We start from the raw sequence: 22,064 nt of genomic DNA, 5'->3' as shown, positions 1-22,064 counted from the left end.
CTCGCGCGTGATTGCCTTGTGGGTGCCGTGTTGGCGCCTTGTTGGTTGTGGGCACGCAGCATGCCAGCGCCTGCCGCGTTCGTGAAGCGCTGATTTCATTCAGATGGATGCGCCCCACGCACCGGTCATGCGAAGGTATTCAGTTGCATCGCGGCATTGCCAGCCACGCGCGTTTTCGCCGTATCGCGGGGGATGCGCAGGCGCTGGAAGCTAAGAATCTACAAGGCGGTGCCCACGCCCTTTGTTAATTTGGCGCCATGCCCGCGGCTTCGATCGATGCATGCGGCACCTTCATCGACCGCCCCTGATTCTTTCCGCGTTGTCGGCGCTTCACGGCGCGCAACCGGGTGCAGTTGGTGAGTGGGGTGCAGCGGGGCGACAGCGACTTCGGCGTGACCGGCAAACTTCTGAACGAAAGAATCTTCCTGAATGAAAACATCGCATGTGTGGGTTCGATTTCTCCTGTCGGCAAGCTGCGCAATTGCCATCGGCGCATGCGGCGGCGGCGGGTCCGGCGGTGGCGGCCCGCTGGGCGCAACCAGCGGCTTGAGCGAAGCAGCGTCGGCACAGAAGCCGGCGCAGAAGGCATCGTTGAACGCGCCGAACCCGTCCAGCGCAGGCCAGGCGCTCGGCAACAGCGATGCGGGTTCGCAAACCGACAGCCTGGTCGATTCGAGCGGGCACTACATCAACCTGAATCTCTTCGCGGCCGGAGAAGACGCCGAGCTCGACCGCATCCGCGCGTGGGTCAAGGGCCGGCCCGACGCCGGCGGCATTGCGTACAAGGCGGCGCTCTATCTCGAGGGCGACGCCGGCCCGCAACTGCTGTCTTCCAGCGACAGGACGGTGGCCCGGGCATCGGGCTGGCTCGATCTGCCGCTCGCAAACCGTGTGTCCGTGCGCAAGGGTGGGGCCTACTGGCTCGCGATCTGGTCGGGCGATGCTGCAGCCGGCATCGGTGCGGACGGCAGCGGCACCGCGGGCGGGCTGCGCTGGACGAAGCAGGACTTCGGCAGCGCCTGGCCCGCGCAGTTGACCCGCACCGACGGCCAGGGCAACCTTCGCTATGCGATCCACGGCCTGAAGGCCGGCACCGCGCCGCCGCAGGAACCGCCGACCGAACCGCCGGTTTCGGACCCCGCGCGCGGCTGGAACATCACGACCGCCAACGTCGGCCTGGCGGGCGTTGGCCTCACGTGCGACCAGTTGCCGGCGTACACGGGCAGCCTCAAGCCCGCATCGGGCGCCGTGCTGAGCGGCGTACGCATCGCCGGGCCGCTCGACCTGTCGAACGGCAACATCCTGGTGGAGAAATCGTGCATACGCCCCGACCGCCTGGGCGAGCACCACGACTACATCGTGACAACCACCACCTGCCGCGACGGCACCTGCACCGCCACGCAGGCCGGCAACGTCGTCATTCGCGATTCGGACATCGATACCGCGCACCTGGCCGCTTCGGCCGTTGCGAAGTCCTGCGCCTTCCTCGGCGTCGGCACGCTGGAGCGCAACCTCATCCAGGGCATGGGATCGGGCATCTGCTTCTTCGAAACCGGCGCGGTACACAGCGCGCGCGCCGAGCGCAACTATGTGCGCGGGCTGCGCGCCTTCGGCAACCCCGCGACCACCGGCTCGCACAACGAGGCCGCGACCATCCGCGATTTCAGCGACGCACCCGGTCGCACCGCCGTGTTCCTCAACAACCGGCTCGACTGCTCGACCGCCAACGACACCGGCGCGCTCTTTATCCAGCCGACCTGGCTGCCGATCCACAACGTGAGGATCGAGGGCAACCTGCTGGAGGGCGGCGGCTACAACCTCTATCTGGAGCGCACAGCCAACGCGAGCTACGGCAATCTCGACGCGCTGGACAACAGGTTCAGGCCGACGACGGACTGGTATCCCGTGGCTGTCGTGTCGGGTCCGGGGTTTGCGAACTGGCGCGACAACCATCGCTACGACGCATCGAAGCCCGACGGCAAGGGCGATGCATTGAACCCCTGAACCTTCTTGTCGGGCGCCGGTCAGCGCCCGAGCACGAGGTTCTCGTGGCGGCCCGCTCCAAGCACGAACCACGATGTGCCCTTCACGACGAATCCGTGCTTCTCGTAGAAGCGGCGCGCGCGCAGGTTCTGCGCATTGACCGTGAGCCATAGCTTGCCGTTGTCCGCGCTTGCGGCGTGCAGCAACGCGGAGCCGACGCCCGAACGCGTGAACGGCTCCTGCACATACAGCGTGCAGAGTTCCGAATCGGCCCCCGGCACCAAAGGCTGCCGCACGCCGTAGCGCACAAATGCGTAGCCGATGAGGCGCTCGTCGGCCAGGGCGACCTGCAGCGAAACATCGGGCGCCTCTGCCAGCGCAAGAAACTTCTGGGGCGTGAACTCCGACATCACGTGGCGCGCAAGCAGATCGCTCACGCCTTCGGTGTAGGTGCTCAGCCAGACCTGGATCGACAAGGCGGCGAGCGTGTGCGCATCCGCCGCAACGGCGGCGCGAACGGAGATTTCGGGGCGGGTGGCCAGGGTCACTTCGACTGCAGCCTTTCTTGTGTGCGGCGTGCTTCGGTCGCGCTATTGAATGCGCGAGCGCCGCTTCGTCTTGAAGCAGTCGAAACCCTCAGGCCCGCGCCGAGGCGCAGTCTGCCACGGCACCGCAGGCTTCGCGCCGATCGAGCGAGCGGCTCCACAGCGCAATCGCCAGGCCGACGAGCGTGAGCAGCGCCGCGACCCAACCCAGCGCGCGCAGCCCCGGGCCGTGGTCGATCACCATGCCGCCGACCCAGGCCCCCAGCGCGTTGCCGAGGTTGAAGGCCGCGATGTTGAGGCTGGACGCCAGGTTCTGGCCCGCGCCCGAGGCCTTTTCCAGCACCCGCAACTGCATCGGCGCCACGGTCGCGAAGGAGGCCACACCGAGCAGGCCGACAAAGACCACGGCGGCGAACGGCGTGCCGATGGTGAACTGCATCGCGCCGAGCACCACGGCCAGCGCCACCAGCGTGCCGAGCACCGCGGCCATCGGCGCACGGTCGGCCAGCTTGCCGCCCAGGATGTTGCCCACGGCCAGGCCGCCGCCGAACACCAGCAGGATCGGCGACACGGCCGACTCCGAGAGCCCGGTGACCTGCGTCAGCAAGGGCTGGATGTAGGTGAACACCACGAACACGCCGGCAAAGCCGAGCACCGTCATCGCCAGGCCCAGCAGCACCTGCGGGCGCGCCAGCACGGCCAGCTCTTCGCGCAGCGGCGCGGGCTTGCTTTCACCCTTCACACGGGGAACGAACACCGCGAGCACCACGAAGGCCAGCATGCCGATCAGCGTCACGGCCCAGAAAGCCGAGCGCCAGCCGAACTGCAGGCCCAGCCACGCACCGGCCGGCACGCCCAGCAGCGTGGCGGCGGTGAGGCCGGTGAACATGATCGCGATGGCCGAGGCGCGGCGTTCGGGCGCCACGAGCCCGGTGGCCACCACCGAGCCGACGCCGAAGAAGGTGCCGTGCGCCAGCGAGGTGACGACGCGCGCGGCCATCAGCATCTCGTAGTTGGGCGCGAGCGCACAGGCCAGGTTGCCGAGCGTGAAGATCGCCATCAGCGCGAGCAGCACGGTCTTGCGCGGCAGCTTGCGGGTGGCGATGGTGAGCACCGGCGCGCCGACCGCAACGCCGAGCGCGTAGCCTGAAATCAGCAGGCCCGCCATCGTGATGGAGACATGGAGGTCCGTCGACACCTGCATCAGCAGGCCCATGATGACGAATTCGGTGGTGCCTATTCCGAAGGCACCGGCGGTGAGGGCAAGTAGAGCGATTGGCATGATGCGCTGTACTGTGCGGACATTCGCCGCTTGTGACTAGAATGCCGCCGCTACATGCACTTGTGATTTGAAATCACAGACAAGGATTCGCCATGCCCCGTCTCGATGTCAACCGATCCGGCGAAATGGAAGCCTTCGTGCAGGTGGTCGAGTCGGGCGGATTCTCCGCAGCGGCGCGCCTCCTGGACATGACGCCCTCGGCGATCAGCAAGCTGGTTGCACGGCTGGAGTTGCGGCTGGGCATCCAGCTGGTGCACCGTTCCACGCGCAAGCTGCAGCTCACGCCCGAAGGGCTGCATTTCTACGAGCGCAGCACCCGCGTGCTGGCCGACATGGACGAAGCCGAGCGCTGTGCCGCCGCCGGTGCGGCGCCGCGCGGGCGGGTGAGCATCAACGCGAGCGTGTCCTTCGGCCATCACAAGCTGGTGCCTCTGGTGCCGCGCTTGCTGGAGCTGCATCCGCAGATCACGCTGGACATCGCGCTCACCGACCGCATCGTCGACCTGATGGACGAACGCGCCGACATCGCGATCCGCTGGGGCCAGCTGCCGTCGTCCGACCTGGTGGCGCGGCGCCTGGGTGAAACCAGCCAGGCCATCGTGGCCTCGCCCGGCTACTTGGCGAAATACGGCACGCCGCGAACGCCGCAGGAACTGGAAGCGCACAACCGCCTGGGCTGGACCTACCGCCGCAGTTCGCCCGACTGGCCGCTGCGCGTCGACGGCCGGACGATCGCGATGCCCATCGCCGGCCCGGTGCGCGCGGGCGACGGAGAGACGCTGCGGCAACTGGCCATCGCGGGGGCGGGTGTGGCGCGGTTGTCGCTGTATCACATACAGCACGACATCGATGCCGGGCGGCTGGTGCCGGTGCTCGAGGAATTCAACCCCGGCGAGATCGAGCCGATCCACGCGGTCTACATCGGCAAGGCCGGCACGCTGCCCGCGCGGGTGCGCGCGGTGCTCGACTTTCTGGTGGCGTGCTCGGGCGTCGGCGAGGGGCGCTACACGCGCAAGCGCACGGCGCCGATGCCGGCGAATTCGGCCGTCACCTGATCGCCGCGGCGGCAGGGCAACACGCCGACCCACGAACCGGTGGTGACAACCGTGCCGGCGCGCGCGGTCTGGCCATGCCGTGTGAGGTGGCGCAGCCAGATCGGCAGCAGCCAGGCCGGGTCGCCCAGCGGATGGGTGCCCTGGCGTACGACGACTTCGGCGTCGCCGATGCGCGTTTCGCAGCGCTGCGCGGCCCAGTCGATGGCCGTGTAGGGCTGCCATTCGCCCAGCGCCAGCGCGCCGTGCACTTGCGAATCGGCAAGGCGAAGCAGGGCGGGCGTGGAGGCGAGGTCTTGCCAGCGCGAATCGACGATTTCGATGGAGACGGCCATCGCATCGATGAGCGCAGCCGCGTTGTCGTGATTCAGCTTCGCGGCCTGTTCGGGCGTCACGTCCTGGCCGAGCCGCAGCGCGATTTCCGATTCGATGCCGGGCGTGTGGAACATCAGGTCGTCGAAGTGGGCCGGGCTCTGGCGCACGCCGTCCGGCGGCAGCGGCGCATGCGTGAGCGTTGCGCTGCGCGAGCCGCCGCCGGATTTCCAGTGGCCTGCAACGGCGCCGTCGTCACCGTACCAGTCGAGCGCAGCCGCCACCGCGTCCTGCACTTGATAGGCCTGGGCCGCGTCTTGCAGTGCGTCGGTCCAGGGGGCGGCGTCGAGGGTGCGGTTGCCGCTGCGTGCGGCGATCAGGGCGTCGGCGAGGGCTGTCATGGAGGGGGTCATGGCTCGCGATTCTGGCAGCTGCGGGTTCAGGTTTCCACGTGCACGTTGCCGTCCTTCACCACCTTCGCCCACTTGGCGATCTCGGTGCTGATGAACTGCTTGAACTTGTCCTGCGAGCCGCCGCCGTCTTCCGCGCCGTAGGTGTCCAGGCGTTCCTGCACATCGGGCATCGCAAGCACGGTATTGACATCGCGGTTCACCTTCTGCGCGATCGCGGGCGGCAACTTGCCGGGACCGGCAAGGCCGTACCAGGTGGTGGCCTCGAAGCCCGCAAAGCCTTGCTCCTGCATCGTCGGCACGTTCGGGTGGCCCTTGGCGCGCTTGGTGCGCGTTTGAGCGACAGCAATCACACGACCGTTTTTCACATGCGGCGTGGCGGCCGTCATGGTCTCGAAGCTGTACTGGATCTGCCCGCCCATCAGGTCGGCCAGCAACGGGCCGCTGCCCTTGTAGGGAACGTGCATCGCATCGATGCCCGCCTGCAGCTTGAACATCTCCAGCGCCAGGTGCTGCGCCGAACCCGCGCCGGCCGAGCCGAAGCTCACCGTGCCCGGCGACGCCTTGCAGGCCGCGACGATGTCCTTGACCGTGAGCGCCTTCTGCGCCGGCGCGGCGATCAGCAGATTGGGCGTGACGCCCACGAGCACGATCGGCACGAAGTCGCGTTCCACGTTGTAGCGCAGCTTGGGCTGCAGGCTGGGCGCGAGCGCGTGGCTGTTGATGTGGGCCATCAAGAGCGTGCTGCCGTCGGCGGGCTGCTGTGCCACATAGTCGGCTGCGAGCACGCCGGCAACGCCGCCCTTGTTCTCGACGATGACCTGCTGGCCCCACATGATCGTGAGCTTCTGCGCGACCACGCGCGCCAACGCATCGGTGCCGCCGCCCGGCGGAAAACCCACCACGATGCGCACCGGGCCCGTGGGCCACTCCTGCGCGAAGAGCCGGGGCACGCCCAGCGTGGCGGCCGCGGCGCCTGCGGCCTGGATGAGGGAACGTCTTTGCATCATCTTTGTCTCCGTTGTGTTGGGGGTCCGATGCGTGCCGGGGCATGTGCCCGACAGGAAGGGCCGCCGCGCCGTTCGAGCGACGCGTTGCGGCCGGTGTGTCTCTGGCTTAGGCGGCTTTCTGCAGGCCGACGGGCGCGGCCGCGTGGTTGGCGAAATGGTCCATCGCCGCCTGCGCGCCGCTGCCCGCGAGCTTGATGCCGGTGAGCTTCATGCCCATCTCGACGCCCGCGACCATGGCCACCAGCGTGAGGTCGTTGCTGTCGCCCAGGTGGCCCATGCGGAACATGCGGCCCTTGAGCTTGCCGAGGCCCGTGCCCAGCGAAAGGTCGAAGCGCTGGTGAATCAAGCGGCGCAGCGCATCGGCATCCACACCTTCGGGCGTGATCACCCCCGTGAGCACCGGCGAGTAGACGGAAGGGTCGGCGCACTGGATCGGCAGGCCCCAGGCGTTGACCGCCGCACGCACGCCGGCGGCCCAGCGCTGGTGGCGCGCGAACACGTTGTCCAGCCCTTCGCCGAGGATCATGTCCAGCGATTCCGACAGGCCGTACAGAAGGTTCGTGTTGGGCGTGTAGGGCCAGTAGCCGTCCTTGTTCATCTCGACGATTTCGTCCCAGGCCCAGAAGGCGCGCGGAAGCTTTGCGGTCTTCGAGACTTCGAGCGCGCGCGGCGAGAGTGCGTTGAAGCTGATGCCGGGCGGCAGCATCAGGCCCTTCTGCGAGCCGCTGATGGTGACGTCCACACCCCATTCGTCGTGCCGGAAATCGGCGCTCGCGAGGCCCGAGATGCTGTCGACCATCAACAGCGCAGGGTGGCCGGCCGCGTCGATGGCTTTGCGCACCGAGGCGATGTCGGAGGTGACGCCGGTGGAGGTTTCGTTGTGCACCACGCACACGGCCTTGATCTTCTTTTCGGTGTCCTTGCGCAGGCGTGCTTCGATGAGTTCGGCCTGCACGCCACGGCGCCAGCTTGGCGCGTTGGGCAAATGTTCGTCGGTGCCGGACACGGCCAGGAATTCGGTCGAGAGGCCCAGGCGCGTGGCCATCTTCTGCCACAGCGAGGCGAAGTGGCCGGTCTCGTACATCAGCACGTGATCGCCAGGGCTCAGCGTGTTGGCGAGCGCAGCCTCCCAGGCGCCGGTGCCCGAGGCGGGGTAGATCGCGACCGGATGCTTGGTCTTGAAGATCTGTTTGATGCCGCCGAGCACCTTCAAACCGAGCGTGCCGAACTCGGGCCCTCGGTGGTCGATGGTGGGCAGGCTCATGGCCCGCAGGATGCGGTCGGGCACCGGGCTGGGGCCGGGGATCTGGAGGAAGTGGCGGCCGGTGGGGTGGATGTCGAGTTGCAGCATGGACTGTCCTTTCGCTTTCAGTTTTGCATTCAAAATGCATTTATGTTCGATGGTTTACCCTTAATTGATGGGGTTGTGAGTCCCATTTTTTGCATTCAAAATGCATTCAAAGGGAAAACCCATGACCGCCGAAATCATCGAAATCTCCAGGCTCGCCCTCCATGACCAGGTCGCGGCGCGCCTTCGCACCCTGCTGGTCGAAGGGCACATCGCGCCCGGCGCCAAGCTCAACGAGCGCGAGCTGTGCCTGCAGATGCGCGTGTCGCGCACGCCGCTGCGCGAAGCCATCAAGCTGCTCGCGGCCGAGGGGCTGGTCGACCTGCTGCCCAACCGCGGCGCGGTGGCCGTCAAGCTCACCGAGGCCGATGTGCTGGACACCTTCGAGGTGCTGGCGATGCTCGAGGGCATGTCGGGCGAACTGGCCGCCAAGCGCATCACCGACGAAGAACTGGCCGAACTGCGCGCGCTGCACTACGAAATGCTGGCCTGCTTTTCGCGGCGCGATCTCTCGGGCTACTACCGCCTGAACGCGCGCATCCACACCGCCATCAACGAGGCCGCGGGCAACCCGGTGCTCGCGAGCACCTACCGCTCGATCAACGCGCGCGTGCAGTCGCTGCGCTTTCGCACCAACCAGAACGAAGCCAAGTGGAAGCACGCGGTCGACGAGCACGAGCAGATGATCCAGGCGCTGGCCGCACGCGATGCGCCGGCGATGCGCAAGGTGCTCATCGCGCACGTGCTGCGCAAGCGGGACACGGTGCTGGAGCTCCTGCGCGCCGGCGAAATCTACCCACAAGCCCACAAAGCGAGCTGAACGCCACGCCATGCGCATAGATCCCGCCAGCCACATGCAGCCAGCCGGAACCGTTCTTCCGCCCAACGACACCTGCGAGCTGCTCGCGCGCCGGCTGCGCGCCGAGACGCAAGGCGAGGTGCTGTTCGACGACGGCTCCCGCGGGCGCTACGCCACCGACGCATCGATCTACCAGATCACGCCGGTCGGCGCCTTCGTGCCGACGAACGACCGCGACATCGCCACCGCCATCGACATCGCGCGCGACCTGAAGGTGCCGGTGCTCGCGCGCGGCGGCGGCACCAGCCAGTGCGGGCAGACCACCGGCGCGGCGCTGGTGATCGACAACAGCAAGCATTTCCGGCGCGTGCTCGATGTGAACGTGGAGGAGGGCACCGCCACCGTCGAGCCCGGCCTCGTGCTCGACCACCTGAACGCGAAGCTCAAGCCGCTCGGGCTCTGGTATCCGGTCGACGTGTCGACCAGCGCGCAGGCCACGCTGGGCGGCATGGCGGGCAACAACTCCTGCGGCTCGCGCTCCATCGCCTACGGGAACATGGTGCACAACGTGCTGGGCGCGAGCGCGTGGCTGTCGAGCGGTGAACTGGTCGAGTTCGGCCCGGTGGACACGCTGGGCGTGCGCGCGGCCGGCATTGCACAGTTCGTGCGCAGCCTGGCGCGGCAGCACCGCGACGCGATGGCGGAGAACTGGCCCAAGGTGATGCGCCGCGTGGCCGGCTACAACCTCGACATCTTCGACAACCAGAGCGAGCGGCCCTACACCGCCGACGGCAGCGTGAACCTGGCGCACCTGCTGATCGGCGCCGAGGGCACGCTGGCCTACACCAAGAGCCTGAAGCTCAAGCTCGCGCCGCTGCCGCGCGCAAAGGTGCTGGGCATCGTGAACTTCCCGACCTTCCATGCGGCCATGGATGCGGCGCAGCACATCGTGAAGCTCGGGCCCACGGCGGTGGAGCTGGTCGATCGCACGATGATCGAGCTGAGCCTGGCCAACCCCGCCTTCAAGCCGACAGTGGAAACCGCGCTGATCGGCAAGCCCGCCGCGATCCTGCTGGTCGAGTTTTCCGGTGCCGAGAAGGCCGCGCTGCTGCCGCAGCTGAAGCAGCTCGTCGAACTGATGGGTGACCTGGGCCTGCCCGGCAGCGTGGTCCAGATGCCCGACGACGCGCGGCAGAAGAACCTGTGGGAGGTGCGCAAGGCCGGCCTCAACATCATGATGAGCCTGAAGGGCGACGGCAAACCCGTGAGCTTCATCGAAGACTGCGCAGTGCCGCTCGAAAGCCTGGCCGAATACACCGATGCGCTGACCGAAGTCTTCGCGAAGTACGGCAGCCGCGGCACCTGGTACGCGCATGCCTCGGTCGGTACGCTGCATGTGCGGCCGATCCTCGACATGCGGGCAGACGGCGCCACCAAGATGCGCGCCATCGCCGAAGAGGCCAGCGCACTGGTGCGCAAGTACAAGGGCGCCTTCAGCGGCGAGCACGGCGACGGCCTGTGCCGCGGCGAGTGGATCGAATGGCAGTTCGGCCCGGCCATCAACGAGGCCTTCCGCGCGATCAAGCAGAAGCTCGACCCCATCGACCTGTTCAACCCCGGCAAGATCATCGACCCGCCGCGCATGGACGACGGCTCGCTGTTCCGCTTTGCGCCGCCCACCGCGCCCCGGCCGTACCGCCGCATCGAGCTCAAGCCCGTGCTCGACTGGTCGGCCTGGAACGTCAACGCAGACCCGGCGACCGAAGTGACCACCGCGCCCGGCACCGGCGGCGACAGCACCGGCGGCCTCGCCAAGGCGGTGGAGATGTGCAACAACAACGGCCACTGCCGAAAGTTCGACGCCGGCACCATGTGCCCCAGCTACCGCGTGACGCGCGACGAACAGCACCTGACGCGCGGCCGCGCCAACACGCTGCGCCTGGCGCTCTCGGGCCAGCTCGGCGCCGATGCCTTCACCGGCGAGGCCATGCACGAGACCATGGACCTGTGCGTCGGCTGCAAGGGCTGCAAGCGCGACTGCCCCACGGGCGTGGACATGGCGAAGATGAAGATCGAGTTCCTCGACCACTACAAGAAGCGCCACGGCCACACGCTCAAGGACAAGCTCGTCGCGTACATGCCCGACTACGCACACCGCGCAAGCCGCATGCCCTGGCTGCTGAACCTGCGCAACAGCGTGCCCGGCGCGGCGTGGCTGGGCGAGAAGCTGCTGGGCTTCTCGGCGAAGCGCTCGCTGCCCGAATGGCGCAGCGACACCTTCTGGCGCGCGAAGGGCAACGAGCCCGGGTTGTTCGCCGACCAGGCCTCGGTGCTGTCGATTGCTGCGCGCGGCGGCAAGACGGCGGTGCTGTTCGTCGACACCTTCAACGGCACCTTCGAAAGCGAGAACGCCTTTGCGGCGGCACGCGTGCTCGAAGCCGCGGGCTATGTGCTGCACACGGTCGAAAAGCGCGGCGGGCACCACTGCTGCGGCCGGACCTTCCTGGCCAGCGGCATGGTGGACGAAGCCAAGGTGCGTGCCGAGGCGCTGATCGATGCGCTGCTGCCGCTCGCAGAGGCAGGCATCCCCATCGTCGGCCTGGAGCCCTCGTGCCTGCTCACGCTGCGCGACGAAACGCTGGTGATGGGCTTCGGCGAGAAGGCCCAGACCGTGGCGAAACAGGCGCTGTTGTTCGAGGAATTCATTGCGCGGGAAGCCAAGGCAGGCCGCTTCGAATTGGCGCTCAAGCCTTCCACCGCACCGATCCTGCTGCACGGCCATTGCCACCAGAAGGCCTTCGGCGCGGTGAGCCCGATTCTCGACGTGCTCAAGCTGATTCCCGGCGCCGAGCCTGAGCTGATCGAAAGCTCCTGCTGCGGCATGGCCGGCAGCTTCGGCTACGAGGCGAGCCATTTCGAGGTGTCGATGCAGATGGCCGAAGCGAGCCTCTTGCCCGCTGTCCGCGCAAAGCCCGATGCCATCGTGGTGGCCGACGGCACCAGCTGTCGGCACCAGATCGCCGACGGCGCGCAGCGCGATGCGGTGCATGTGGCGGTGCTGCTGGCACGCCATCTGCCATCGGACCCGGTGCGCCACCGCGCCTGATCCAGCCGGCAGGATCGCGCGGGCTGCCTCAGAATGGGCGCCTCCCGATCCGATGCAGCCCACGCTCACCTCTTCCAACGCGCCCGCGCAGCCCACGCTGCGGCTCGCGTTCGCGCTGTCGATGGGCGCCGCCGTGTCGCTCGGCATCACACGCTTCGCCTATGCGCTGTTGTTGCCGCCGATGCGCGACGACCTCGGCTGGAGCTACGCGCTGGCCGGCGGCATGAACACCGCCAACGCGGTCGGCTACCTGGTCGGTGCGCTGGTCACGCCTGCGCTGATGCGGCGCTTCGGCGTGACGCGGCTGCTCGTCGTGGGCGCGGTGCTGGCCAGCGTGTTCATGGCGGGCAGCGGATTCGTGATCGCCGCGCCGGCCTTGCTATTGCAGCGCCTGCTGGCCGGTGTGGCGAGCGCCTGGGTGTTCGTGGCGGGCGGCTTGCTGGCCGCACGACTTGGGGAGGCGGACGCAAGGACGGGCGCCTCGCGAAGCGGGCTGCTGCTTGGCATTTACTACGGCGGCACCGGCTTCGGCATCCTGCTGTCGGCGCTGCTCGTGCCGCAGGTGCTGCGCTCGGCGGAGGGCGTGGCGCATGGATGGACCTGGGCGTGGTGGGCACTGGCGCTCGCGAGCGCCGCCGCAACCTGTTTGCTGGCCTGGGCTGCGCGCGCGATGCCGCAGCGGCCGGCTTCGGCATCGCCGCCGTCTGCGAACACCGCGGCGTCTGGGGCAGAGCCCGCCGTCGTGCGCCAGTTCGGCTGGGCGCTCGCGGGCTACGCGCTCTTCGGCATGGGCTACATCGGCTACATGACCTTCGTGATCGCGCTGCTGCGGGAGCAAGGTGCCAGCGCCGGTTTCGTCACCTTGTTCTATGCCTTGCTGGGCATTGCCTGCGTGGCCTCGTCGCGCCTTTGGGCCGGGTTGCTCGACCGCTACCGCGGCGGCCAGCCGCAGGCGCTGCTGAACGGGCTGCTGGGTGTGGCCACGCTGCTGCCGGTGCTCAGTGCCTCGGCGCCGGTGGCGCTGGCTTCTGGCGTGCTGTTCGGCGGGGTGTTCCTGTCGGTGGTGGCTTCGACCACCGCGCTGGTGCGCCACAACCTGCCGCCTGCGCGGTGGGCGCAGGGCATCAGCCTGTTCACCATCGTCTTCGCGCTGGGGCAGATCGTCGGGCCGACGGTGACGGGCTGGATTTCAGACGGACCCGGCGGCCTCGCGCGCGGGCTGGTGGCCTCGGCGATCGCGCTGTGGCTGGGTGCGGTGCTGGCGTCGCGCCAGCATGCGCTGAAGGAGACTGGATGAACGGACAAGACGACCACGGCTTTGCACTGTTCGAGACCTCGATCGGCATGTGCGCCCTGGCCTGGGGACCGCTTGGACTGGTCGGCGTGCAACTGCCCACCGACGAGGGCGAGCCCGCCACGCGGGCGCGCATGCGGCAACGCTTTCCGGACCTGCAAGAAGGGCCGCCGAACGACATGGCGCAGCGCGCCATCGTCGCCATCCAGGGCCTGTTGCAGGGCGTGCACGACGACCTGAGCCACATCGTGCTCGACATGCGCGGCGTGTCGGAATTCCACCAGCGCATCTACGCCATCGCACGGCGCATTCCGCCGGGGCAGACGCGCACCTACGGCGAGATTGCGCAGGAACTCGGCGACAAGGGCCTGTCACGCGCCGTGGGCCAGGCGATGGGGCACAACCCCTTCGCGCCGGTGGTGCCGTGCCATCGCGTGCTGGCAGCCGGCAACAAGCCCGGCGGGTTTTCCGCAGGCGGCGGCGCTCTGACCAAGCTGCGCATGCTCGGCATCGAGGACGCGCGGCCAAACGGGATGGCCTCGCTGTTCTGAATCGGCACTGAATCAGCATTGAATGGGCACCAAGCCCACGAAGGAACATCATGACCCCACCCCACGCCATCGAAACCATCGCCCAGCTCGAAGCCCTGTTCGGCCAGCCCGGCGAGGCCTCGCTCAAGAAGGAGGTGTCTTACCTTCACCCGAGCTATCAGGCGCTGATCGCCGCGTCGCCGTTCGCGGTGCTGGCCACCACCGGCCCCGGCGGGCTGGACGCCTCGCCGCGCGGCGACCCGCCGGGCTTCGTCGTGGTGCAGGACGACAAGACGCTGCTGCTGCCCGAGCGCCGCGGCAACAACCGCATCGACAGCCTGCGCAACATCGTGGCGGACCCGCGCGTGGCCTTGCTGTTCTTGATTCCCGGCGTCGGCGAGACGCTGCGGGTGAACGGAAGAGGGCGCATCACCGTGGCGCCCGATGTCATGGCGCGCTTCGCGGTCGACGGCAAGCTGCCGCAATGCGTGATCGAGATCCGGGTGGAGTCGGTGTACTTCCAGTGCGCCCGCGCGATCCAGCGCGCGAAGCTCTGGGCGCCAGCCGCAGCGGATGCCGCGCGCCAGGTGCCGACACCCGGCGCCATTCTTTCGGCGCTGACCGATGCGGCCATCGACGGGGAGGCCTACGACCGGGCGCTCCCGGCGAGGCAGCAGGCGACCCTGTACTGACCCCGGCCGCCCGCCCCGAAGCCGCCCGTGGCCTGCCGGCGCGGGCTACAAGATGTCACGCAAAACGGGTTTGCGGCACCGCGCGCGCAGCCGGCCAGGGAGGGGGAGCGGTGTAGACTGCCAGGTTTTTCCGACTGGCGGTATGGTGCAAGTTTCACGGCGCACAGGCTTCACCGGCTCGGCGCTGATTCGCTTGCTCTCCCGGCTGGGCGACATCGACGTCCCCGAGTCCAAACAAGCCTTCGCGGACCGATTGAGCCAATGGCTCGGTTGGACCGATGCCATCTCTTTGTCTGCAGCGTTGAACGGCGGTCCGATGCCCGTGCCCACCGGCGTGCGCGCGTCGTCCGGCAGCGCCGAGGAACGCGAATTCACCCGCGTGCGAACGCTGCTGGCCGAGGCCATCGCGGACGACACGCGCAACGCACCCGTGGACCCCTCTGCCAACTTTGCGGCCTACCGGCGGCGCTACCTTGCACGGCAACAGGCCATGCAGACGCGCATCGGCCCGCTGCGCGCACGGTTGCGGTCCACGCTTGCGGCCAGGTCGCCCGACATGGCGCGGCTCGCGGCGGTGGACGTCGTCATGGAACAGGCGGTGAGCGCGCAGGAGCAGCGCCTGCTGGCCACCGTGCCCGCGATGCTCGAGAAGCACTTCGAGCGGCTGCGCAAGACCGACAACGAGGTCGAGCCCGGCGCGTGGCTCACCGTGTTCCAGAGGGACATGCAGGACGTGCTGATCGCCGAGATGGAGATCCGATTTCAACCGGTCGAAGGGTTGCTGCAAGCCCTTCGCACGAGCTAACCAGAGTTTCATGAACAGATTTCTTCATCGCTTCGTCTTTGTCCTCGGCTTGGTGGCCGTGTGTTGGGTCGGCATCGGCTACATCGGCTCCAACCCGCTGGCGCTGGCGATCACGGTGCTCATCGGCGCCTTCTACGTGGTGGGCGGGCTGGAGCTGCATCGCTTCGACCAGGCCACGTCCACGCTGAACACCGCGGTAGCGGACATGCCCCAGGCCCCGGCCAGCCTGGGCGATTGGCTCGGCAAGCTGCATCCTTCACTGCGCAACGCCGTGCGCCTGCGCGTCGAAGGCGAGCGGGTCGGCCTGCCCGGCCCCGCGCTGACGCCGTACCTCGCCGGCCTTCTGGTGCTGCTGGGCATGCTGGGCACCTTCCTCGGCATGGTGGTCACGCTCAACGGCACCGGCACCGCGCTGGAACACGCCACCGACCTGCAGGCCATGCGCGCGTCGCTGGCCGCGCCGGTCAAGGGACTGGGCGTGGCCTTCGGCACCTCGCTCGCGGGCGTGGCGGCGTCCGCGATGCTGGGCCTGGTGTCGGCCCTGTGCCGGCGCGACCGGCTGCAGGCCGCGCAGTTGCTCGACACGCGAATCGCCACCACCTTGCGCGTCTTCTCGCTGGCGCACCAGCGCGAGGAGTCCTTCAAGCTGCTGCAGCGGCAGGGCGAGGCGATGCCCGCGCTGGTCGAACGGCTGCAGCTGATGATGGAAACGATGGAACGCCAGAGCCAGCTGTTGAACGAGCGCCTGACCGCCGGGCAGGACAGTTTTCATGGCAAGGCCGAGGCCGCCTATGCGGGCCTGGCGGCGTCGGTCGGCCAATCGCTGAAAGAAGGCCTTACCGAAAGCGCGCGCGCGGCGGGCGCCACGATCCAGCCGGTGGTCGAGGCCACGATGGCGGGCATTGCGCGTGAGACGGCGTCGTTGCACCACACCATTGCGCAGAGCGTGCAGCAGCAGCTGGACGGCCTGTCGAGCCGTTTCGAGTCCAGCACCACCACGGTGGCGGACATCTGGAAGCAGGCGCTCGACGGCCAACAGCGCACCAGCGAAGCACAGGCCAAGGACCTGCGCGCTTCGCTCGACCAGTTCACCCAGACCTTCGAACAACGCTCGGCCTCGCTGGTGGAGGGCGTGTCCGCCCGCCTCGACACCACGGTCGATCGCGTGTCCGAGAACTGGCGCAGCGCGCTCGCCGAGCAGGAGCGCGTGGCCGGCAAGCTGTCGGGCGACACGCAGCACGCGCTGTCCGCCGCGGCCGCCACCTTCGAGCAGCACTCGGCGTCGCTGCTGGGCACGGTGAGCCAAGCCCACACCGACCTGCAGACGGCGATGAGCGCGCGCGACGAGCAGCGCCTGGCGGCCTGGACGCAGTCGCTCGAAGCCATGGCCGTGTCGCTGCGCCACGAATGGCAGCAGGCCGGCGCGCGCGGCGAGAGCCAGCAGCAGGAGATCTGCAAGACGCTCGCGCAGACCGCCGGCGAGATCTCCGCCCAGACCGAAGCGCATGCGCGCAGCACCATCGCCGAGATCGGCCAGCTCATGCAGGCCGCGTCCGAAGCGCCGCGCGTGGCGGCCGAAGTGATCGCCGAGCTGCGCCAGAAGCTGTCCGACAGCATGGCGCGCGACAACACCATGCTCGAAGAGCGCAGCCGCATCCTGGGCACGCTCGAGACCCTGCTCAGCGCGGTGAACCACGCCTCGACCGAACAGCGCGCGGCCATCGACGCACTGGTCGGCACCTCGGCGGATCTGCTGGAGCGGGTGGGCGCGCAGTTCACCGACAAGGTCGATTCCGAAACCGGAAAGATGGCCGAGGTGGCGGCGCAGATCAGCGGCAGCGCGGTGGAGGTGGCCAGCATGGGCGAGGCCTTTGGCCTGGCGGTGCAGATGTTCACCGAGTCGAACGACAAGATGGGCGCGCACCTGCAGCGCATCGAGGGCGCGCTCGGCAAATCGATTGCGCGCAGCGACGAGCAGCTGGCCTACTACGTGGCGCAGGCGCGCGAGGTCATCGACCTGAGCGTGATGTCGCAAAAGCAGATCCTCGAAGACCTGCAGCAGCTTGCAAGCCAGCGCGCGGCCGTGGCCAGCGAAGCCGCGTGATGACCGAGGACATCGACGCCGGCGTGGAGCCGACGGTGCCCGTGTGGGCCGTCTTCGGCGACCTGATGTCGGGGCTGCTGGGTGCCTTCGTGCTGATCCTGGTGTGCGTCATCGGCATGCAGCTGGAGCTCAGCACCCAGCTGGAAGCCGAGATCAAGCAGCGGCAGGTGGCGGCACAGCGGCTGCAGGCGCTCGAGCAAGCCCTGGCGGGCCCGCTCGCGGCGGGCCGGGTGACGCTGAACAACGGGCGCATCGGCATCAGCGGCAGCGTGCTGTTTGCCCTGAACTCGGCCGAGCTGCAGCCCGAGGGCCGGCAACTGCTCACGAGCCTGGCCACGCCGCTGGCCGCCTACCTGCAGGCACGCGACGAAATCTTGATGGTGAGCGGCTTCACCGACGACCGGCAGGTGCGCGGCGGCAACCGCCAGTTCGCCGACAACTGGGAACTCTCGGCGCAGCGCGCGCTGACGGTGACGCGCGCCTTGATCGAAGAGGGCATTCCGTCGGGCTCGGTGTTTGCGGCGGCCTTCGGGTCCGAGCAGGCCGTGGCGTCGAATGCCGATGCGGATGGGCGTTCCAGGAACCGGCGCGTGGAGATGGCACCGACGCCCAGGCCGTCCAACGCCAGCGCAAAATCCCGTGAGTAGCGACGAGGCGTCCACAGCCGGCGCCATGCTCGAGGCATGGCGCGCACGCGGCGACGATCGGCGCGACCCGGTGCGTTTTCGTTTCATCGAGGCGTTCGCCCGGCGCGCGGATGCGCACAGCGGCGATGCGCGGCGCGTTCTGGACGCCAGGCTGGCCGCGCTGCTTGCGTCCTACGGGGAGGGGCTTCCCAAGGCTTCCCCGGCACCCGTTGCCGTCGCCACGACGCAGCAAGGCCAACCCGCTCGCGGGGAGCTCGCCGAGCTCGTCGACCACCTCGCCCTGCACGCGGCATCGCGAAAAGACGGCACGGCCGCCAATGAGCTGAAGTCGCTCGACTACTTCAGGAACACCTGGTCCAGGCTCAGCGCCGAGCGGCGGCTCACGCAGTCTTTCGCGAAGGTGCCGCAGAACGCCGGCCCGCTCAACTCGCACAACCTCGTGCACCAGGCGCTGGTGCTGATGCGGGAGCTCTCGCCGGAATACCTCAACCGGTTCGTTTCGCATGTCGATGCCTTGCTGTGGATCGAGCAGGCGAACAGCGGCGGCGTATCGACGGGCGGGGAGGGTGCGCGCGCCGAGGGCGGCAAGAAGACAGGCCGCGGCAAGGCCGGCTGAAGCGGCCTTCAGTCGGTAAAGGCCCGCAGCATCGCCTTGCGAAGCCAGCGCTCGGCCGGGTCCTTGTCGGTCGCGGGGCGCCACGCCAGCGTCACGTCGTAGCTGGGGCCCTCGAAGGGCAAGGCCTCGCAGCGCAACCCCGCCTGGACCGACAACGCCTGCGCCACGTGCGCGGGCATGGTGGCCAGCAGGTCGGTGTTCGTCAGCACGGCGGGCAGGCTGCCGAACTGCGGCACCGAGAACGCCACGTCGCGCTGTCGGTCGAGCGCGGCCAGCGTCTCGTCGACAGTGCCGTGCAGGTCGCCGGCGTAGGTCACGAGCACATGGCGCCTGCGGCAATAGTCGTCAAGGCTGAGCGTTCCCGGCGCGGTGTCGGCGCGCAGCACCGCATAGCGCGCGCTGCAAACCTTGCGCACCTTCGCGCCCGCCGGCAGGTCCTTCAGGAAGCCCATGACCGCGCTGACCTGTGCGTCGTCGAGGTGGGCCGAGGCGTTGCGGTAGCAGACCGTCAGCGTCACCAGCTTCGCACGCGGCACCTCCGCGCCGAGGGCGCGAAGCAGGCGCGGCAGCATGGCGATCTGGAGGTCGTCGGCCAGGCCGATGCGAAACACCGGCGCGGCCTGCGTGGGCTCGAATTCCGTCTGCGCGCGGAAGGTGGCCTCGATCTGCTCGAGCGCGGGGCCAAGGCCTTGCATCAGCGCCAGCGCCCGCTCGGTCGGCTCCATGTTCCGACCCTGGCGCACCAGCAGTGGATCGCCGGTGAGCGCGCGCAGGCGCGCCAGCGCATGGCTCACCGCGGGCTGCCCAAGGTGCAACCGCTCGGCGGCGCGGCTGACATGGCGCTCTCGCACCAGGGCCGCCAGTACCGTGAGCAGGTTGAGGTCGATGCGGGCGAGTTCGATGGGTTTCATGGAGAAGGGGTCTTGAAGCTATCGATCTGCCGCATACCGGATATTGCGCGAATCGATTTCCTCGATTGTCCTGCGACGCCTAGATTCATGGAACCGGTGGCTGCAATTCGCAGCGCCGTGCGTTCCAAGGAGATTTCAGATGGGCAAGACGGTTCGATTCCACGCGTTCGGCGGTGCCGATGTCCTGAAGGTCGAGCAGGCCGCGACACCCGCGCCCGGCCCCGGCGAAGTACGCATCGCCGTGCAGGCCATCGGCCTGAACCGGGCGGACGCGCTCTGGCGTCAAAAGCTGTACATCGAAGACGCGACCCTGCCGGCAGGGCTGGGCAACGAAGCGGCGGGCGTCGTCGAAGCCGTCGGTGCGGGCGTCGCAGGCCTGTCGACGGGCGACCGCGTGGCGGTGCTGCCCGGCGCGGGGCAGGGGCGCTATCCGACCTACGGCGAGCGCATTCTTTTTCCGGCCACGCACGTGGTGCGGCACCCCGGCAACCTGTCGGCAGAGGAAGCCGCGAGCGCCTACATGGCCTTCCTCACCGGCTACTTCCCGATGTTCGAGATGGCCCGGCTGCAACGCGGCCAGGCGATGCTGGTCACCGGCGCCTCGTCGGGCACCGGCATCGCGGCGCTGCAGATGGCGCGCTCGGCGGGCGTCCTGGCCATTGCGGCCACGCGCACGGCCGCCAAGCGCCAGGCCTTGCTCGACGCGGGAGCCGCGCAGGTGATCGTGACGGACGACGAGGATGCGGTCGAACGCGTGATGTCGCTCACCGATGGGCGCGGCGTCGAACTGGTGTACGACGGCGTGGGCGGTGCGCAGGTCGAGCGCCTGGGCGATGTCGTCGCGTTGCGCGGCTGGTACGTGTTGTACGGCCTGTCGGGCGGCCCGGAGTTCAGGTACCCGGCCATCGCGCAGTTCCGCAAGAGCTGGCACTTTCACGTCTACAAGGTGCTTGAGTTCACCGGGGCGCCCACCATGGGCTTGCCGCGCGACGAGGCCGCGCTGGGCCGTGCGCTGGACTTCGTCCACGCAGGGCTGGCCGACGGCACGCTGCGGGTGCGCATCGACCGCCGCTTCGCGCTCGACGAGGTGGTGCAGGCCCACCAGTACCTGGAGCGCGCCGGCCACATCGGCAAGGTCGTGCTCACCGTGTGAGGCGCTGCCCGGATGCCGGCGGGGTGCCAGGGCGCTTCTAGCGCTTCTTCGCCGCCAACCGCTCCGACCGCGTGTCGTGCCCGATCAGCAGCACCAGCACAAAGGCCACCGCCGACAGCAGCGCCAGGAAGATCACCGCGTAGACGTCGTTGCCCATCCGGTCCTTCAGCGCGCCGAAGATCGTCGGCCCGATGTAGCCGCCGAGGTTGCCGATGGAGTTGATCCACGCAATGCCGGCCGCCGCCGCGGTGCCGCTCAGGATGGCCGTGGGCAGCGTCCAGAAAGTCGGCAGCGCGCTGAAGATGCCGAAGGCGGCCAGCGTGACCGCGGCCATCTTCGGCACAGGCGCCGAGATCTGCGAAGCCGCCACCAGGCCCACGAAGATGCAGGCCAGCGGAATCAGCAGGAACCACTTGCGCTCCTGCAGCGCGTCGGAGGCGCGGGTCCAGAACACCATCGCGATGGCGCCGACCAGGTACGGAAAGGCGTTGATGAAGCCGACCTGCACGTTGCCCAGGCCGCCGAAGCCCTTGATGATCTGCGGCAGGAAAAAGCTCAGCCCGTACAGCGGCACGGTGATGCCCATGTAGACGAGCCCGAGGCCGATCACGCGCGGGCTCAGCAGCGCCTGCTTCCATGACATGGTGTGCAGCGCTTCGCGCTGGCGGCGCTCGCCGTCCAGCGTCTGCTGCAGCCAGTCGCGCTCGTCGCGGGTGAGCCACCTGGCGTCCCTGGGGCCGTCCGGCAGGTAGAACAGGATGAAGAAGGTCAGGATCAGCGAGGGGATCGCCTCGAGGATGAACAGCCACTGCCAGCCGTGCATGCCGCCCATGCCATCCATGTTGAGGATGAAGCCCGAGATGGGCGAGCCGATCACGGTGGAGATCGGGATCGCGAACATGAACCAGCCCACGATGCGCGCGCGGTACGCCGCCGGGAACCAGAGCGTGATGTAGAAGATGACGCCCGGAAAGAAGCCGGCCTCGGCAATGCCCAGCAGGAAGCGCACGACGTTGAAGCTGGTCGCGCCGCCCACCCAGGCCTGCGCGGCCGAGAGGATGCCCCAGCTGAACATGATGCGGGCGATCCAGCGGCGCGCGCCGAAGCGCTCCAGCGCCATGTTGCTCGGCACCTCGAACAGAAAGTACGCAAGAAAGAAGATGCCGGCCGCGCTGCCGAACACGGCGGCGCTGAAGCCCAGGTCCTTGGACATCGAGGCGCCGGCAAAGCCGAGGTTGACGCGGTCCAGGTAGGCGATGAAGTAGCTGATCATCAGCAGCGGCAGCAGCCGCCAGCTGATCTTCGAGATGGTTCTTTGCTCGATGGGGTGCACTGTGTTTGTCTCCGGATTTCAGGGGATGAGGCCTTCGAGGGCCACGCCCGAGTGCGCAACGCGGTGCCTGACCCGAACCTGACCGCGCGCCCGCCTTGGCAGGGGCGACCCCACGCCTGCACCGATCGCCCG

19 protein-coding genes are annotated in these 22,064 nt (G+C 68.5%); 12 read left to right on the top strand and 7 right to left on the bottom strand.

Going from position 1 to position 22,064, the window contains the following annotated elements; genetic code table 11:
• Positions 1-429 precede the first annotated feature (429 nt).
• The gene (locus ABIC90_RS18645; RefSeq protein WP_354356576.1) at positions 430-2,004 is read left to right on the top strand and encodes a hypothetical protein; all 1,575 of its coding nucleotides are present in this window, start codon (positions 430-432) and stop codon (positions 2,002-2,004) included.
• A gap of 20 nt (positions 2,005-2,024) precedes the next feature.
• Here ABIC90_RS18645 and ABIC90_RS18640 read toward each other — a convergent pair whose 3' ends face one another.
• Positions 2,025-2,531 (bottom strand): GNAT family N-acetyltransferase, encoded by a 507-nt coding sequence (locus ABIC90_RS18640; RefSeq protein ID WP_354356574.1) that lies wholly within the window; start codon positions 2,529-2,531, stop codon positions 2,025-2,027.
• 88 nt (positions 2,532-2,619) lie between these two features.
• The gene (locus tag ABIC90_RS18635) at positions 2,620-3,810 is read right to left on the bottom strand and encodes an MFS transporter (RefSeq protein WP_354356572.1); all 1,191 of its coding nucleotides are present in this window, start codon (positions 3,808-3,810) and stop codon (positions 2,620-2,622) included.
• A 92-nt stretch (positions 3,811-3,902) separates the two neighbouring features.
• Here ABIC90_RS18635 and ABIC90_RS18630 point away from each other — a divergent pair, with 92 nt between their 5' ends.
• Positions 3,903-4,865: a LysR substrate-binding domain-containing protein gene (locus ABIC90_RS18630; RefSeq protein ID WP_354356570.1), complete on the top strand. Its 963-nt coding sequence runs from the start codon at positions 3,903-3,905 to the stop codon at positions 4,863-4,865.
• On the opposite strand, the gene ABIC90_RS18625 is transcribed toward ABIC90_RS18630, so the two are convergent.
• From ABIC90_RS18625 to ABIC90_RS18615, 3 genes are all read right to left on the bottom strand, one after another.
• The gene (locus ABIC90_RS18625) at positions 4,814-5,575 is read right to left on the bottom strand and encodes a 2-keto-4-pentenoate hydratase (RefSeq protein ID WP_354356568.1); all 762 of its coding nucleotides are present in this window, start codon (positions 5,573-5,575) and stop codon (positions 4,814-4,816) included. The two genes, ABIC90_RS18630 and ABIC90_RS18625, sit on opposite strands and share 52 nt — an antisense overlap.
• 38 nt (positions 5,576-5,613) lie before the next feature.
• Positions 5,614-6,591 (bottom strand): Bug family tripartite tricarboxylate transporter substrate binding protein, encoded by a 978-nt coding sequence (locus ABIC90_RS18620; RefSeq protein ID WP_354356566.1) that lies wholly within the window; start codon positions 6,589-6,591, stop codon positions 5,614-5,616.
• 109 nt (positions 6,592-6,700) lie between these two features.
• Entirely contained in the window at positions 6,701-7,945 is a 1,245-nt protein-coding gene (locus tag ABIC90_RS18615; protein WP_354356564.1) for a pyridoxal-phosphate-dependent aminotransferase family protein, read from the bottom strand.
• A gap of 121 nt (positions 7,946-8,066) precedes the next feature.
• Between ABIC90_RS18615 and ABIC90_RS18610 the strand changes: the two genes are divergently transcribed.
• The 9 genes from ABIC90_RS18610 (at position 8,067) to ABIC90_RS18570 (ending at position 18,535) form a co-directional block, all read left to right on the top strand.
• Positions 8,067-8,762 carry a GntR family transcriptional regulator gene (locus ABIC90_RS18610; RefSeq protein WP_354356562.1) on the top strand — a complete coding sequence of 232 codons (696 nt, stop codon included), beginning with the start codon at positions 8,067-8,069 and terminating at the stop codon, positions 8,760-8,762.
• 10 nt (positions 8,763-8,772) lie between these two features.
• The gene (locus tag ABIC90_RS18605; protein WP_354356560.1) at positions 8,773-11,847 is read left to right on the top strand and encodes an FAD-binding and (Fe-S)-binding domain-containing protein; all 3,075 of its coding nucleotides are present in this window, start codon (positions 8,773-8,775) and stop codon (positions 11,845-11,847) included.
• A 52-nt stretch (positions 11,848-11,899) separates the two neighbouring features.
• Positions 11,900-13,144, top strand: coding sequence for a YbfB/YjiJ family MFS transporter (locus ABIC90_RS18600; RefSeq protein ID WP_354356558.1), 1,245 nt, complete (start codon positions 11,900-11,902; stop codon positions 13,142-13,144).
• Positions 13,141-13,692 (top strand): methylated-DNA--[protein]-cysteine S-methyltransferase, encoded by a 552-nt coding sequence (locus tag ABIC90_RS18595; RefSeq protein ID WP_354356556.1) that lies wholly within the window; start codon positions 13,141-13,143, stop codon positions 13,690-13,692. The genes ABIC90_RS18600 and ABIC90_RS18595 overlap by 4 nt, the downstream gene beginning before the upstream one ends.
• 50 nt (positions 13,693-13,742) lie before the next feature.
• Positions 13,743-14,363, top strand: a complete 621-nt coding sequence (locus ABIC90_RS18590; RefSeq protein ID WP_354356554.1) for a pyridoxamine 5'-phosphate oxidase family protein — start codon at positions 13,743-13,745, stop codon at positions 14,361-14,363.
• A 142-nt stretch (positions 14,364-14,505) separates the two neighbouring features.
• Entirely contained in the window at positions 14,506-15,168 is a 663-nt protein-coding gene (locus tag ABIC90_RS18585) for a DUF3348 domain-containing protein (RefSeq protein WP_354356552.1), read from the top strand.
• Between the two features lie 10 nt (positions 15,169-15,178).
• Positions 15,179-17,272 carry a DUF802 domain-containing protein gene (locus tag ABIC90_RS18580; protein ID WP_354356550.1) on the top strand — a complete coding sequence of 698 codons (2,094 nt, stop codon included), beginning with the start codon at positions 15,179-15,181 and terminating at the stop codon, positions 17,270-17,272.
• On the top strand, positions 17,272-17,919 hold the full coding sequence (locus ABIC90_RS18575) for an OmpA family protein (RefSeq protein ID WP_354356548.1): 648 nt from the start codon (positions 17,272-17,274) through the stop codon (positions 17,917-17,919). Before ABIC90_RS18580 ends, ABIC90_RS18575 begins: the two co-directional genes overlap by 1 nt.
• Positions 17,912-18,535 carry a DUF2894 domain-containing protein gene (locus tag ABIC90_RS18570; RefSeq protein WP_354356546.1) on the top strand — a complete coding sequence of 208 codons (624 nt, stop codon included), beginning with the start codon at positions 17,912-17,914 and terminating at the stop codon, positions 18,533-18,535. Before ABIC90_RS18575 ends, ABIC90_RS18570 begins: the two co-directional genes overlap by 8 nt.
• A gap of 8 nt (positions 18,536-18,543) precedes the next feature.
• Here the strand turns inward: ABIC90_RS18570 and ABIC90_RS18565 are convergent, their stop codons facing one another.
• The gene (locus ABIC90_RS18565; protein ID WP_354356544.1) at positions 18,544-19,446 is read right to left on the bottom strand and encodes a LysR family transcriptional regulator; all 903 of its coding nucleotides are present in this window, start codon (positions 19,444-19,446) and stop codon (positions 18,544-18,546) included.
• A gap of 139 nt (positions 19,447-19,585) precedes the next feature.
• On the opposite strand from ABIC90_RS18565, the gene ABIC90_RS18560 reads away from it, so the two are divergent.
• The gene (locus ABIC90_RS18560; protein WP_354356542.1) at positions 19,586-20,599 is read left to right on the top strand and encodes a zinc-dependent alcohol dehydrogenase family protein; all 1,014 of its coding nucleotides are present in this window, start codon (positions 19,586-19,588) and stop codon (positions 20,597-20,599) included.
• Between the two features lie 37 nt (positions 20,600-20,636).
• On the opposite strand, the gene ABIC90_RS18555 is transcribed toward ABIC90_RS18560, so the two are convergent.
• The gene (locus tag ABIC90_RS18555; RefSeq protein WP_354356540.1) at positions 20,637-21,932 is read right to left on the bottom strand and encodes an MFS transporter; all 1,296 of its coding nucleotides are present in this window, start codon (positions 21,930-21,932) and stop codon (positions 20,637-20,639) included.
• Between the last annotated feature and the right edge of the window lie 132 nt (positions 21,933-22,064).

Source organism: Variovorax boronicumulans (genome assembly GCF_040544675.1).
In the GTDB taxonomy this organism is placed as follows: Bacteria; Pseudomonadota; Gammaproteobacteria; order Burkholderiales; family Burkholderiaceae_C; genus Variovorax; species Variovorax boronicumulans_D.
The sequence above is the reverse complement of the archived record's forward strand: the minus strand, read 5'-3'. Positions and strand labels throughout refer to the sequence as shown.

Excerpts from the sequence above, each read along its gene's own strand:
- ABIC90_RS18560 (WP_354356542.1), top strand. The coding sequence starts at position 19,586 with ATGGGCAAGACGGTTCGATTCCACGCGTTCGGCGGTGCCGATGTCCTG.
- ABIC90_RS18645 (WP_354356576.1), top strand. The coding sequence starts at position 430 with ATGAAAACATCGCATGTGTGGGTTCGATTTCTCCTGTCGGCAAGCTGC.
- ABIC90_RS18575 (WP_354356548.1), top strand. The coding sequence starts at position 17,272 with ATGACCGAGGACATCGACGCCGGCGTGGAGCCGACGGTGCCCGTGTGG.
- ABIC90_RS18595 (WP_354356556.1), top strand. The coding sequence starts at position 13,141 with ATGAACGGACAAGACGACCACGGCTTTGCACTGTTCGAGACCTCGATC.
- ABIC90_RS18630 (WP_354356570.1), top strand. The coding sequence starts at position 3,903 with ATGCCCCGTCTCGATGTCAACCGATCCGGCGAAATGGAAGCCTTCGTG.
- ABIC90_RS18620 (WP_354356566.1), bottom strand. The coding sequence starts at position 6,591 with ATGCAAAGACGTTCCCTCATCCAGGCCGCAGGCGCCGCGGCCGCCACG.
- ABIC90_RS18590 (WP_354356554.1), top strand. The coding sequence starts at position 13,743 with ATGACCCCACCCCACGCCATCGAAACCATCGCCCAGCTCGAAGCCCTG.
- ABIC90_RS18605 (WP_354356560.1), top strand. The coding sequence starts at position 8,773 with ATGCGCATAGATCCCGCCAGCCACATGCAGCCAGCCGGAACCGTTCTT.
- ABIC90_RS18580 (WP_354356550.1), top strand. The coding sequence starts at position 15,179 with ATGAACAGATTTCTTCATCGCTTCGTCTTTGTCCTCGGCTTGGTGGCC.
- ABIC90_RS18585 (WP_354356552.1), top strand. The coding sequence starts at position 14,506 with ATGGTGCAAGTTTCACGGCGCACAGGCTTCACCGGCTCGGCGCTGATT.
- ABIC90_RS18635 (WP_354356572.1), bottom strand. The coding sequence starts at position 3,810 with ATGCCAATCGCTCTACTTGCCCTCACCGCCGGTGCCTTCGGAATAGGC.
- ABIC90_RS18615 (WP_354356564.1), bottom strand. The coding sequence starts at position 7,945 with ATGCTGCAACTCGACATCCACCCCACCGGCCGCCACTTCCTCCAGATC.
- ABIC90_RS18625 (WP_354356568.1), bottom strand. The coding sequence starts at position 5,575 with ATGACAGCCCTCGCCGACGCCCTGATCGCCGCACGCAGCGGCAACCGC.
- ABIC90_RS18565 (WP_354356544.1), bottom strand. The coding sequence starts at position 19,446 with ATGAAACCCATCGAACTCGCCCGCATCGACCTCAACCTGCTCACGGTA.
- ABIC90_RS18610 (WP_354356562.1), top strand. The coding sequence starts at position 8,067 with ATGACCGCCGAAATCATCGAAATCTCCAGGCTCGCCCTCCATGACCAG.
- ABIC90_RS18600 (WP_354356558.1), top strand. The coding sequence starts at position 11,900 with ATGCAGCCCACGCTCACCTCTTCCAACGCGCCCGCGCAGCCCACGCTG.